Raw genomic sequence first — 12,986 nt, 5'->3', positions numbered from 1 at the left:
CCCGGAGCCCCGGCGCTCAGTTCTGCACGAAATTCGTCGGCAGCGGTCTGACGGCCGGCCCGCTGAAGCGTCCCGGCTTGGCATCCACCGGGTCGGTCTGGCTGAAGCCGAGCGAGGCCGCCGGGCTCGGACCGGCGATCGGCGCGGAACTCGTCTTGTCGGAACGGGCGCGGGCGGTCGCGACATTGACCGGGCGGCCGGCCGGCGGGGAATGAGGCCGTGCCACCGCCGTGAACAGCGATTCCAGCCCGGTCCGGTCCATCCCCTGCGGTTCCTCCACCGGCACCCGTGGCGAAGCGGCGACCGGCGTGGCTTGCCGCGTCGCCGTGGCGAAGCCGGGGCCGACATCGTGCGGGCGGACGGGCGGCAAGGCATGGCTGACCGGCACCAGGCGCCCTCCGACGGCCGCCGGTGCCTCGCCGAGATCGGTGCCTCTCAGGGCAGCGACCGCAACGCCCATCAGCTCGCTCGGGCGGGCAGGCGGCAGCGGCGCGTCGACGGAGGGGCCGGCCAGGACCGGTGTGATCGAGGCCGTCATCTCCTCCGGGCGCCGCGGCGGCAGGGAGGCGAGCACGAGCCTCTGGTCGGCGCCGGGCCCGGTCTGCGCGAAGGTGAGCGCCCCGGCGCTCGCCGGGAGGGCGGCGATCTGCGTGCCGTCGATGCCACCGGGCGCGGCGAGATCGCGGGGGCGCGCCAAGGGCAGCGGCGCGTCGATCAGCTGGGCCCGGCGGGCCGGCTCCGGGGCCGGCTGAGGTACGGCCGACGCGACGGCGGCTGCCGCCACCGGTGCCTCCTCCTGCACCGGCTGCGCCTGCGGCGCCAGGCGTTGCGAGCGTTCGCGGGTGACGGCCCGCGAGGTCGGCTCCGGCGCCGCAGCGGAGACCAGGAAGCGCCCGGCACTGTCGGAGGTGCTGTCGTCGCGGCGATTGGCATAGGCCATGACCGTCGGCTGCGGCGGCGGCGCGCCGCGGCGCTGCCGGGCCGGCCGGGCATCCGCCTCTTCCTCGTCGCCGCCGAAGAGCATCGCCCACAGGCTCTTGCGGCCCGAGGCCTGAACCGCGCCCTCATCCGCATCGGCCACGGCATAGCCGCCGACGGAGCCGCCGCCGGCCATGATCTCCGCGCGGGCCATCTCGTAGCCGGCGAGCGGCTGCCCGTCCGCCGGGATGTGCACGGTCTTCTGGTCCGGGAACAGCCGGACGAGCTGGTCGCGCGTCATCCGCGGCCAGGACCGGACCGAGCCGACATCCAGATGCACGAAGGGAGTATGGGCGTTCGGATAGAAGCCGACGCCGCCACGCTGCAGCCGCATGCCGATCTCCCGGATGCGGGCGGTGGGCACGTCGGGCAGATAGAAATCCATCGCCTTGCCGAGCATGTGCTGGCTGTGCTTGGCGACGGCGCGCGAGCGGCGGCGCAGCATCGCGTTGGTGTTCGGCGAGCGATAGGCCGAGACGACATGGAAGGGCTGCTCGGAGCCGAGCTGGCGCTGCACCTCCCAGACCACGTCGAACAGGCGCGGATCCATCCGGATCGGCTCGTCGCTGCGCCAGTCGCGCAGGGCCCAGTTCAGCTTTTCGAGGGCGGAAGAAACGTAGCGGCCATCCTGCTTGAAGGTGACGGTCGTCTCCTCCTTGGTGTGCATATGCATGATGGTGATGGTGCGGGTGTCGCCGTTGGCGACCGCGTTCTGCGTCCCGCGCACGCCGATCAGCGAAGCCGCGACCGCAAGCGCCGCCGTGACCAGACGTCGCCCTCCTGCGCCGGAGCCGAAGCGCGTCACTCCCCGAAGCGTGGCGTCAACCCAGCCCAATCTGCCTGCCCAATCTGCCTGATCCGTCTCGGAGCGCCGCCGAAGCGAAGCGTTAACGTGAACGAACAGTTGCGGAGAAGCCTTAACGACTCGTTAGCAAGCCGGCCTTTGCCGCGCCAGATATTTCCGTCGCGGTCGGGGCAGGCCGTGGGTAGGTATGGATCGTGGCGGAAAGGTGCCTTTTTCAAGGCACCTGCCCTGCGTGAGCTGTCAGCCCTGTTGCTCGAGCGCCTGGCGCACGAGCCGGTGGAAGCCGTAGACATCGTCGAAGCGGGTGATCTTGCCGTCCGCATCGACCACCATCGTGTTGTAGACGAGATGGATCGCCAGCGGCTGGGGCAGGTTGATCCGCCGCTCGCCCTTGCCGATGAGGCTTTTCAGCCGCGCGCTCGTCCACTCCGGCCCGAGCAGCTGGTCCGCCAGCGCGAAGGGATTGTCGACGCGCACGCAGCCATGGCTGAAGGCCCGCCGGTCGGCGCCGAAGAGGCGGCGGTTCGGCGTGTCGTGCAGATAGACCGCATGCTCGTTGGGGAACATGAACTTGATCCAGCCGAGCGCATTGCGCTCGCCGGGCGGCTGGCGCACCGAAATGCCGCCCCCCTTGGTCCGCGTCACCACATAGCCGCGCCTGGCGGCATAGTCCGGATCGGCCGCGAGGCCGGGCAGGAATTCCTTCTTCAGGATCGAGGGCGGCACATACCAGGACGGATTGACGATGACGTGGTCCATCCGGTTCGAGAAGATCGGCGTCGCGGATTCCGGCTTCCCGATGATGGCACGGGCCTCGTGAACCACCTTGCCCGAGCGGATGACGCGCACGCGCATCTCCGGCACGTTGACCATGATGTGGTCGGTGCCGAGATCCTTCGGCAGCCAGCGCCAGCGCTCCATCTGGGCGATGACGTCCTCCTCGCCCTGCGCGGTGGCCGGCCTGCCGAGCGCCGCGACGGTGCGCTCGCTCAGGATACCGTTCGCAGGAAGGCCCGCCTTCTTCTGGAAATCGGCCAGCGCCAGCGCGGTCGAGCGGTCGAACACCGCGTCGTCGCTGGGGCCGAGGCCGAGCCGCGCCCGCACCAGCGGCACGCGCTCGTCGCGCATGCCGACCTTGAGCGCGGGTCCCGCCGGGATGCGCACCAGCGGCGTGTCGTCGAGATGCTCGCGCAATTCCGCGAGCTTCGCCTTGAGGCGGCGATACTGCTCGTGCGGCGGGTTATAGGCCGCGAGCGCAGCCCCCGCATCGCCGGCACCTGCGAGCGTCGCCAGCACCTCGCCGGCGGACGGCACGTCGAGCTTCGGCGTGATCAGCTTGGACAGCTTGCGCGGATCGAGCCGGCCGCCGCGCGCATCTCGGGCATAGAGCACGGCGAGCGCGGAAAGGCGGATATCCGCTTCCGCAAGCTTGGTCCTGTCGCTGAGCTCGAACACCGGCAGCGCATAGTCGGTCGGGCGCAGGCCGTCGTCGGCGGCATGCTCGAGCTGCGCGACGATGCGCTTGCCGGCCGCGGTCCAGCCCTTGGCGTCGATCCAGAACGGCTTGTTCTGGTTGGCCTGGTAGGCGGCGACGATCTCGGCGCGCTCACGCTCGCCGAGCCGGCGAACGGCGACGGCCTCCCCCGCGCGGGCCGCGATGTCGGCGGCGAAGGCAAGGCCGGGCTCCACCTCGACAACGACCTTCGGCATGTCGGGCGCCGGGACGACCGGCTCCACGGCCCGAAGTGGCCCCTGGATGGCGGGAGCAACCGTCACCGAAGCCTGCATCGGTTTCTCGGGCGCGGCTTCGGTCGGCATGGCCTGCACGGGCGCCGGCGGCGCCGCGGCAGGCACGGGCTCGGGCGAGCGGACGGGCGGGACGAGAGCCGGATCGGCGGAGGGCATCTCGATCGCCGGGATATCGAGCGTCACCGGCTCGGTGCCGATCTCGACCGGAGCGGTCGCATCGACCGAAGCCGGATCGCGCGGCCGGCTCGAAGACGAGACCGTCCCGGTCACGATTTCATGGTCAGGCGCGGCGGCGGCCGTGACCGGCGGCTCGGACGGGGTGGCCTCCGGGAGAGCCTCTGCGCTGCGCGCTGCTTCGGTGGCCGGGGCCTCGCTGGTGGAGGTCTGCGCAAGGCTGCCGGCACAGCCCAGCATGATCGCCAGGGCCGAGGCCGTGGTCAGATTCGCCCAATGGCGACGACTCATTTCGCTGATCCCGTGAGGTGCCCAACCCGCGCCATTCCTTGCGCGTGCCGGGGTGCTTCGACAAGATGCGGCGGCGCAACAGGCCGACGCTTTTCGCTGGCCGCCCCCGCCCGCCCTGCCAGGCCGTTGCGGAGGCTGCCGATCGTTGGTCGCGGCTCAGGCCGCGTCGGTTTCCTCGGAGGCGCCCTCGCTCTCGATCAGCCCGTAATCCTTGAGCTTGCGATAGAGCGTCGAGCGGCCGATACCGAGCTTGCGCGAGACCTCGGACATGTGTCCGCGGTAATGCGCCAGCGCGAAGGTGATGATGTCGCGCTCCAGCTCGTCCAGCTTGCGCATGTCGGAGCCGGAGACGAGTTCCAGCGAATTCGGGTCGCGCACCGGCATGTGGATGATCCGCGGCGGCGCCTCCGCATGCGGCTCGGTCCGCGGAGCGGAGGCCGGGGCCGGCGGGATGTGGACGTCGTAACCCTCCATCTGCGCCGCGATCTGCGGAAACTCGGCGACGCCCAGCTCCGGCCCGTCGGCCAGCACCGTGGCGCGGAACATCGCATTCTCGAGCTGGCGGACATTGCCCGGCCAGTCGTAGCTCGCGATCAGGCGCAGCGCGTCGGCGGAGATGCCGTCGAGCTTCTTGCCCTCCTCGGCGGCGAAGCGCGCGAGGAAGCGCCGGGCAAGATCGGGAATGTCCTCGCGGCGCTGACGGAGCGGCGGCAGCGTGATCGGGAAGACGTTGAGCCGGTAGTAGAGGTCCTCGCGGAAATCGCCGCGCTTCACCTGGTCGAGCAGGCTCTTGTTGGTGGCGGAGATGATGCGGATGTCGACGCGGACCGATTTCTTGCCGCCGACAGGGTCGACCTCGCTCTCCTGGATCGCGCGCAGCAGCTTCACCTGGGCGTCCAGCGGCAATTCGCCGACCTCGTCGAGGAACAGCGTGCCGCCATTGGCCTCGACGAACTTGCCGAGATGGCGCTCGGTCGCGCCGGTGAAGGCGCCCTTCTCGTGGCCGAACAGGATCGATTCCACGAGGTTGTGCGGGATCGCGCCGCAGTTGACCGTGACGAAGGGCTTGCCCTTGCGGTCGCTCGAGCCCTGGATCGCGCGCGCCAGCACCTCCTTGCCGACGCCGGATTCGCCCTCGATCAGGATCGGGATGTTGGATTTGGCCGCCCGCTCGGCCAGCCGCACGACCCGGGCCATGTCCGGGCTCTTGGTCGCCAGGTCCCGAAAGCCCAGCGTATTCGAGGCGCGCCGCTTGATGTGGCGCAGTTCGTGCTCCAGCGCACCGAGCTTGAGCGCATTCTTGAGCGAGACCTGCAGCCGTTCGGCGCCGACGGGCTTGACCACGAAGTCGATCGCCCCGGCGCGCATCGCCGAGACGACCGTCTCGATCGAGCCGTTGGCGGTCTGCACGATCACCGGCGTCGCGATCTCGCGCTCACGCAGCGCGGCGAGCAGGCCCATGCCGTCGAGGCCGGGCATGTTGAGGTCGAGCACGATCGCGTCGATCCGCTCACTGTCCGTCCCGCCGACCAGGGCGAGCGCCGCCTCCCCGTTCTCGGCCGTGACGACGCCATAGCCGGAGCGCTTCAGCATCGCGTCGAGCAGCCGGCGCTGGACGGGATCGTCGTCGACGACGAGGACGGTAGCGGTCATGTCACCTCGGCAGAAGGCTTCGGAAGCGACGGCGGGCGCCACATGGGCGGGAATCGCCTGTTCCGTTCTGGGGCATCCTCGGTCACAAGGGTTAAGCGCGGTTTAAGCCCCGGGGACGCGACGCTCGGGCAGTGGCTGCGATTGATCGCAGCCACCCCGGCCCCTAAGTGGTAAGCCCAAGGGGCGAGATGGAGTGATCATGCTGTTTGCGACGATGCGGGACGCCGGAACGCCCGCCCGGGCCGTTTCCCATGGCGGGCAGGCCGGTGCGGCCGAGGCCAGGGCGCTGGGCGAGTTGCCGGAGTGGAATCTCGACGATCTCTATCCGGGTCTCGATTCGCCCGCCTTCACAGGCGATCTCGAGCAGGCGTTCACGCGGGCGCAGGCGCTTGCCGAGCGCTATCGTGGCAAGCTGGGGGAACTCGCCGCCGCGCCGGACGGCAGCGCCCTGCTCGCCGAAGCGGTCAAGGCTTATGAGGCGCTGAGCGATCTGCTCGGCCGCATCGGCGCCTATGCGGGACTGGTCTATTCCGGCGACACCACCGATCCCCAACGCGCCAAGTTCTACGGCGACACGCAGGACAGGCTGAACGCAGCGATCACCGAGCTGCTGTTCTTCGAGCTGGAGCTGAACCGGATCGAGCCCGAGCAACTGGCGAAGGTCACGTCGCAGCCGCCGCTCTCGCATTGGAAGCCCTGGATCGAGGATCTCTCCAAGGACAAGCCGCATCAGCTCGACGACCGGCTGGAGGCGCTGTTCCACGAGAAGTCGATGACCGGCGCCGCTGCCTGGAACCGGCTCTTCGACGAGACCATCGCCTCGCTGCGCTTCGACATCGACGGCGAGGAGCTGACGCTCGAGCTCACGCTCAACAAGCTGCAGGATACCGATGGCGAGGTGCGCCGCAAGGCGGCCGAGGCGCTCGGACAGGTCTTCCGCAAGGAGCTGCGGACCTTCACGCTGATCACCAACACGCTCGCCAAGGACAAGGAGATCTCCGACCGCTGGCGCAAATTCGAGGATGTGGCGGATTCGCGCCACCTCGCCAACCGGGTCGAGCGCGAGGTGGTCGATGCGCTGGTCGCCGCGGTCCGCGAAGCCTATCCGCGCCTCTCCCATCGCTATTACCGGCTGAAGGCCAAGTGGTTCGGCCGCGAGGCGCTGGATTTCTGGGACCGTAACGCGCCGCTGCCGCAGGTCGAGCAGCGCAGCATTCCTTGGTCGGAAGCGCGCGACACCGTGCTCTCGGCCTATGGCGCCTTCTCGCCGAAGATGGCCGACATCGCCCGCCGCTTCTTCGACGACCGCTGGATCGACGCGCCGCCGCGGCCCGGCAAGGCGCCGGGCGCCTTCGCGCATCCGACCGTTCCGTCCGCGCACCCCTATGTGCTGCTGAACTACCAGGGCAAGCCGCGCGACGTGATGACGCTCGCCCATGAACTGGGCCATGGCGTGCATCAGGTGCTGGCGGCGCCGAACGGCGCGCTGATGGCCCCGACCCCGCTGACCCTCGCCGAGACCGCGAGCGTCTTCGGCGAGATGCTGACCTTCCGCCGCCTTCTCGATGCGACCACGGACGCAAAGCAGCGCAAGGCGATGCTGGCGGCCAAGGTCGAGGACATGATCAACACGGTCGTGCGCCAGATCGCCTTCTACACCTTCGAGCGGAAGGTCCACGAGGCGCGCCGCCAGGGCGAGCTGACCGCCGAGGCGCTCTGCGAGCTCTGGATGAGCGTTCAGGCCGAGAGCCTCGGCCCCGCGATCCGGCTGTCGGGCGGCTACGAGCCGTTCTGGTGCTACATCCCGCACTTCATCCATTCGCCCTTCTACGTCTATGCCTATGCCTTCGGCGACTGCCTGGTGAACTCGCTCTACGGCGTCTATCGCAACACGCCGGAGGGGTTCCAGGATCGCTATTTCGCCCTGCTCGCAGCGGGCGGCACCAAGCACCACAGCGAGCTGCTGAGGCCCTTCGGCCTCGACGCGAAGGACCCCGGCTTCTGGCAGATCGGCCTCAAGATGATCGAGGACATGATCATCGAGCTGGAAGGAATGGAATGAGCCGCTGTCGCCATGCCCGGGCTCGGGCCCGGGCATCTCGTGACAAGGAGGCTTTGAAGCCTTGTTCTGCGAGAGAGTCTCGGGTCCGGGCTTCATCGGCCCGAGAATGACGATGCAGCTTCAGAACTGCACCCTGAGCCCCACCTGCGACACGTTCGCGGTGTAGTCCGCGCCCGTCGCGGTCGAGTTCAGCCGCTCATGGGTGAAGCTCGCGCGGACCGCGAAGGTCCGCGTCAGCTTGTATTCCAGCCGGGCCCCGACATTCATCAGGTCTTCGCGCAGGCTCTGCCCCTCATATTCCGTCCGCGCGAAGTTCGCGAAGCCGGTCAGGGTGAGGTTGCGCCGCAGCGCGTGAGCCACCTCGATCGTCGCCCGGCGCGCCGTGGTTCCGGACGAACCGGCCACGGTGGTGTCGCCGAGCTCGGCCGCGCCGCGCAGCGTCACCGTGGTCAGGGGCGTCGGCGACCAGAGCAGCGCGGCATCGCCGACGAAGCCGCGCAGATCCCTCAGGCGGCCATCCTCGTAGCGGCGGTTCTGGTAGCCGCCGGAAACCTCGCCGGTGAGCTGGCGGCTGAACTCGAAGCTCGAGCCGATCCGGCCGGTCAGCCCCTCGGAGGAGCGCATATAGCCGCTCGAATCGACCTTCTCGTCGAAATCGCGCCGGTCGATCTCCGCCTGGACGAAGGGCTTGAAGCCGGGCGTGACCTCGTAGGCCGCCCGCAGCCTCAGGCCGTATTGCGTCTGGTTGCGGTCCTTCTGCGACAGCACCCGGCCGCTGGACAGCTGCGCATCCTCGTAGTCGCTGCGGTCGGCCGAGCCGCGCAGCGTCAGTTGCAGCCGGTTGAAATCATGCTGGACCCCGGCGGAGCCGCCATATTGCCAGACCTGCGGCCGGCCCTGCACGGCTGCCGTCAGGTCGGGCGATCCGGGCCGCTGCGTATCGAGACGCGCGCGCGTCTCCAGCAGGATGCGGGTGTCGCGGGAGGCATCGAGGCGCAGATCGAGAGTCCCCTCGCCATCCGGCCGGGAGGCCGGACGGTTGCGCAGATAGTCGATGTAACCGCCGCGGATCTGGCCCTTCAGCTCATGCACGTTCCAGTCCGACTGGATGCCGAGCTCGGCATCGTAGCGCTGGAAGAGCGAGCCTTTCACCCCGGCCGCCGCGCTGCGTTCCGGATTGGTGTCGTAGCCGCCCGATGCGGTGATCGCCGGCCTGAGCACAAGGGAGCCGAGCCTCACCCCGAGCGGCGCCCACGGGTCCTCGTCCCTCGGCGGGCGCCTGCGCGGAGGGGGCGGGGCCGCATCGGCTGTCGGCAGGCTGGTGATGGACGCTTGCGGCGGGCGCAGGTCGCGCTGCGTGGTCCCGCGCAGGGCGGGCGCCTGCACCGGCTTGCTCGCGCGCCGCGGCTGGCCGCGGGAAATGGCGGTGGCCGTGGCTGCTGCGGTCCCGGGCGCATCGGCGGCCGGCTGGCCGCCGGTGGAGCCCGGCATGGCGCCGGCAGCTGCCGCATTCGGCACGGTCAGGCTCGGCGTGCCCGTTCGCAAGATCCCGCCTTGCAAGGCCTGGCCGCTCGCGCCGCCGGCGAGCGCGAGCCCGGCCAGCGCCGTGCCGGTCAGCAGCAGGTTTCTCGCACGGCCGGACAAGGGCGCCTCGGGCTCCACGCAAAAGGGGTCGCGCGCCATCGGGGCGCGCATGGTTAACGGAGTTAGAACGAACGAGGTTAAGGAGCCGTCAACGCGGCAGGCGCGGCGGCTTGTCCGGTGGAACTCGTGGCGGGCCGCGTGCTAAAGCGCCCGCCATGACTGACGAAATCCGCGCCTCGGCGCTCCGCACCATCGCCACCGAGCGCGCTGGGCTCGACACCCTTCACGCCGCCCTCGCGAACGGGCTGGGCCAGCCCTTCGCCGAAGCCGTCGCGCTGATCCGCGGCGCCGCCGGTCGCGTCATCGTCTCGGGCATGGGCAAGTCCGGCCATGTCGGGCGCAAGCTCGCCGCAACCCTCGCCTCCACCGGCACGCCCGCGCATTTCGTCCATCCGGCCGAGGCGAGCCACGGCGATCTCGGCATGGTCCGCCCGGAGGACGTCGTGATCGCGCTCTCCTGGTCGGGCGAGACGGCGGAGCTCGCCGCCCTCGTCGGCTATACCCGCCGCTTTCGCGTCGGGCTGATCGCCTTCACCGCCAATCCCGACAGCACGCTCGGGCGCGAGGCCGATGTCGCGCTGGTCCTGCCCAAGGCGACCGAGGCCTGTCCGAACGGGCTGGCACCGACCACCTCGACGACGATGCAGATCGCGCTCGGCGACGCGCTGGCCGTGGCGCTGCTGGAAGCGCGGGGCTTCTCCCGCCAGGACTTCTTCGTCTATCATCCCGGCGGCAAGCTCGGCGCCCAGCTCAAGACCGTCGACGCCATCATGCATCGCGGCGCCGAACTGCCCCTTCTCGGGCTCGACACGCTGTTGCCGGACGTGATCGCGATGATCTCGCAGAAGGGCTTCGGCTGCGCCATGGTGACCGGCCTCGACGGCCGGCTCGCCGGCGTCGTCACCGATGGCGACCTGCGCCGCAAGGCGACGATGCCGGGCGGCGCCTCGCTGAGAGCCCGCGACATCATGAGCACCCAGCCCCGCCGTGTCGGTCCCGACACGCTGGCGGCCGAAGCGCTCGAGCTGGTCAACCGCCTGCGCATCACGGCGCTGATCGTCGTCGACCCCGAGGAGCGGCCCGTCGGCCTCATCCATGTCCATGACCTTCTGGCCATGGGCGTCGCCTGAGACACTCCAGCGCGGCTCGGGCGCAGGGCTCTGCCGAATATTGGGAACGGGCTGACGTAACGCTCGTCAGTACGGTCAACCGGGAATTTGGAACAACTTTACCAAGCAACTAAAGAAGATTACAGATGAGCGGGCGACCAAGATCAACCCAACAGGCCGCTCGCACATCAGATGCTCGCGCACGCTTCGCATTGGAGCCAGGCACCGACGGCGATTTCGCCGCATGTCGCAGAGAATATCGACAGGGTCCTGCGCGCCGTCCGTACCTTGCTCCACATGGACGTGGCCTTCATCTCCGAATTCCTCGGCCAGAACCGGATCTTCCACAGCGTCGACAGCGACGGGAGCGATGAGGCGCTCAAGGCGCACGACGTTATCCCGCTCGCCTCCGGTTATTGCCGGCATGTCGTCAACGGCGACCTGCCGCAACTGATCCCGGATACCAGCAAGCTGCCGCTGGCACGCTCGATCCCGGAAACCTATTCCATCCCGATCGGCGCTCATTCGAGCGTGCCGATCAATCTCGAGGATGGGCGCGTCTTCGGCACCTTCTGCTGCTTCAGTCACCGCCCGCAGCCGGGCCTCGGCGAGCGCGACCTTGCGCTGCTGCGCACCTTCGGCAGCGTTCTGGCCACCGCGATCGCGGCCGATGTTCGCCATGACACGGAGCGGCGCGCATCGCTCGGGGCAATCCAGTCGGCGATGGAAAGCGGCGATCCGCAGATCGTCTTCCAGCCGATCCGGAACCTTGCGGACCGCGCGCTGGTCGGCGTCGAATGCCTCGCGCGCTTCTCGGCCCTCCCGCACCGGAGCCCCGACCACTGGTTCGCCGAGGCCCATGCCGTGGGGGTCGGCGGTGAACTGGAGCTTCTGGCGGCACGGAAAGCCCTGCTGGCCTGCGCCCTGCTGCCGGATCCCCTGACGGCCAGCATCAACATCTCGCCCGATACGCTGATCACGGCGCCGGTCGCGGAGGCTCTCGCCGGCTTCGACCCGGCACGGATCGTGATCGAAGTGACCGAACATGTCCCGATCGCCGATTACGAGCCGATCCTGACCGCGCTCGCCCCCTTGCGTGCACAGGGCATGCGCGTCGCCATCGACGATGCCGGCGCCGGTTATTCGAGCATGCGCCACATCCTCAGCATGCGGCCGGACGTGATCAAGCTCGACCTCAGCCTGACGCGGGACATCGACCACGACCCCGTGCGCAAGGCGCTGGCCGCGGCGCTGGCCGAATTCGCCCGCCGGGCGGAGACCATCGTCGTGGCCGAGGGCATCGAGACCGAGGCGGAATTCGAGACCCTGCGCCAGCTCGGCTTCCATCGCGGGCAGGGCTACCTGCTGGGTCGCCCGCAGGCGCTGGCCGAGATTCTGGCCTGACGGCGCCGGACGCCGCCCCTCGTCTTCCCGTGATGGGGCCGTCGATATGCCGGCACCACCGCTCCACTGGATCACCCGCCTGGCGCGACTGTACGCCAGCGCCCCATGCGTCCGCGCGCGGCAACCGCTCCCGGCCGCCGGTGTTGCCGAAGCATCACCGCTGTTCTGGAGGCGCCATCATGAAATCCATCAATCTTGTCACGCTGTTGCTCGTCATCATCGGCGGCCTCAACTGGGGCCTCGTCGGCTTGGCCGATGTCGACCTCGTCGCGGCCCTGTTCGGCGCCGGCTCGATGCTGTCGCGGATCGTCTACGTGCTGGTCGGCGCGTCCGCCCTCTGGCAGCTCTACCCGCTCACCCGCGCCACGCAGGTCGGCGAAACGCTGGCCGAGGCCGGTCGCTGAACCGCAGGCTTCTGACCTGTTCCAGTGAGCCCCGTCCGGCATGCCGGGCGGGGTCTTCTGTGACAGCGCCTCGTGCTAAAGCGCAGAACGAGCGAATCCGGCGGAGCGCCCGCGCCGCGTTCGGATCAAGGCCGGTCCGCGCCCGGCGGCGGCAAGACACAAACCTGCCGGCCATCCGGCGCCGACAACATCACGATGTGAAGAAAAGCCTTGGTGGAGCTGAGGGGATTCGAACCCCTGACCTCTGCAGTGCGATTGCAGCGCTCTCCCATCTGAGCTACAGCCCCAAGGCGCTGGCCTTCTAGGCCGTGCGTCGCGTGGATGTCAATCGGGTCCGTCGCTGTTTCGACGCGAGCCGCGATATTCTGCGTCCTGGTCCGCTGCCTCATGAGGAAGACTGATGCGTTCCGTGCTCGACGTGGTTCTGCTCGCCCTGCAGATCTATGTGTGGATCCTGATCGCCTCGGCGATTCTGAGCTGGCTGATCGCCTTCAACGTCATCAACACCCGCAACCAGTTCGTCGCCACGGTCTGGGACATGGTCTACCGGCTGACCGAGCCGGCGCTGCGGCCGATCCGCAACCGGCTGCCCAATCTCGGCGGCATCGACATCTCGCCGATCATCCTCCTGCTGCTGATCTATTTCCTGCAGAGCGTGATCCTGCGCTACATCTATCCCAACGTCTTCTGATCCGCGCGCCCTGCGCGGGGCG

At 69.2% G+C, this 12,986-nt stretch carries 9 protein-coding genes and 1 tRNA gene; 5 read left to right on the top strand and 5 right to left on the bottom strand.

Features of this window, described 5'->3' with window-relative positions; translation table 11 throughout:
• Positions 1-16: 16 nt before the first annotated feature.
• From BW981_RS14655 to BW981_RS14645, 3 genes are all read right to left on the bottom strand, one after another.
• Entirely contained in the window at positions 17-1,783 is a 1,767-nt protein-coding gene (locus tag BW981_RS14655) for a peptidoglycan L,D-endopeptidase MepK (protein ID WP_076440455.1), read from the bottom strand.
• A 240-nt stretch (positions 1,784-2,023) separates the two neighbouring features.
• Positions 2,024-3,997, bottom strand: coding sequence for a L,D-transpeptidase scaffold domain-containing protein (locus BW981_RS14650; RefSeq protein ID WP_076440453.1), 1,974 nt, complete (start codon positions 3,995-3,997; stop codon positions 2,024-2,026).
• 156 nt (positions 3,998-4,153) lie between these two features.
• A complete protein-coding gene (locus tag BW981_RS14645; RefSeq protein ID WP_076440451.1) occupies positions 4,154-5,650 on the bottom strand; it encodes a sigma-54-dependent transcriptional regulator in 1,497 nt (498 codons plus the stop codon).
• Positions 5,651-5,864: 214 nt separating this feature from the next.
• Here BW981_RS14645 and BW981_RS14640 point away from each other — a divergent pair, with 214 nt between their 5' ends.
• A complete protein-coding gene (locus tag BW981_RS14640) occupies positions 5,865-7,712 on the top strand; it encodes a M3 family oligoendopeptidase (protein ID WP_076440567.1) in 1,848 nt (615 codons plus the stop codon).
• 120 nt (positions 7,713-7,832) lie between these two features.
• On the opposite strand, the gene BW981_RS14635 is transcribed toward BW981_RS14640, so the two are convergent.
• Positions 7,833-9,356 carry an outer membrane beta-barrel protein gene (locus BW981_RS14635; RefSeq protein ID WP_244560336.1) on the bottom strand — a complete coding sequence of 508 codons (1,524 nt, stop codon included), beginning with the start codon at positions 9,354-9,356 and terminating at the stop codon, positions 7,833-7,835.
• Positions 9,357-9,511: 155 nt separating this feature from the next.
• Here BW981_RS14635 and BW981_RS14630 point away from each other — a divergent pair, with 155 nt between their 5' ends.
• From BW981_RS14630 to BW981_RS14620, 3 genes are all read left to right on the top strand, one after another.
• Positions 9,512-10,486, top strand: coding sequence for a KpsF/GutQ family sugar-phosphate isomerase (locus BW981_RS14630; protein ID WP_083712372.1), 975 nt, complete (start codon positions 9,512-9,514; stop codon positions 10,484-10,486).
• Between the two features lie 171 nt (positions 10,487-10,657).
• Positions 10,658-11,869, top strand: coding sequence for a sensor domain-containing phosphodiesterase (locus BW981_RS14625; protein WP_076440447.1), 1,212 nt, complete (start codon positions 10,658-10,660; stop codon positions 11,867-11,869).
• A gap of 179 nt (positions 11,870-12,048) precedes the next feature.
• Complete coding sequence (locus BW981_RS14620) at positions 12,049-12,273, top strand: DUF378 domain-containing protein (RefSeq protein WP_076440445.1); 225 nt, start codon at positions 12,049-12,051, stop codon at positions 12,271-12,273.
• 211 nt (positions 12,274-12,484) lie between these two features.
• Here BW981_RS14620 and BW981_RS14615 read toward each other — a convergent pair.
• Positions 12,485-12,560 (bottom strand) — tRNA-Ala (locus BW981_RS14615).
• Between the two features lie 113 nt (positions 12,561-12,673).
• Between BW981_RS14615 and BW981_RS14610 the strand changes: the two genes are divergently transcribed.
• Positions 12,674-12,964 carry a YggT family protein gene (locus BW981_RS14610; protein WP_076440443.1) on the top strand — a complete coding sequence of 97 codons (291 nt, stop codon included), beginning with the start codon at positions 12,674-12,676 and terminating at the stop codon, positions 12,962-12,964.
• Positions 12,965-12,986 lie beyond the last annotated feature (22 nt).

The organism is Allobosea sp. TND4EK4 (genome assembly GCF_900156025.1).
GTDB lineage: Bacteria > Pseudomonadota > Alphaproteobacteria > Rhizobiales > Beijerinckiaceae > Allobosea.
The sequence above is the reverse complement of the archived record's forward strand: the minus strand, read 5'-3'. Positions and strand labels throughout refer to the sequence as shown.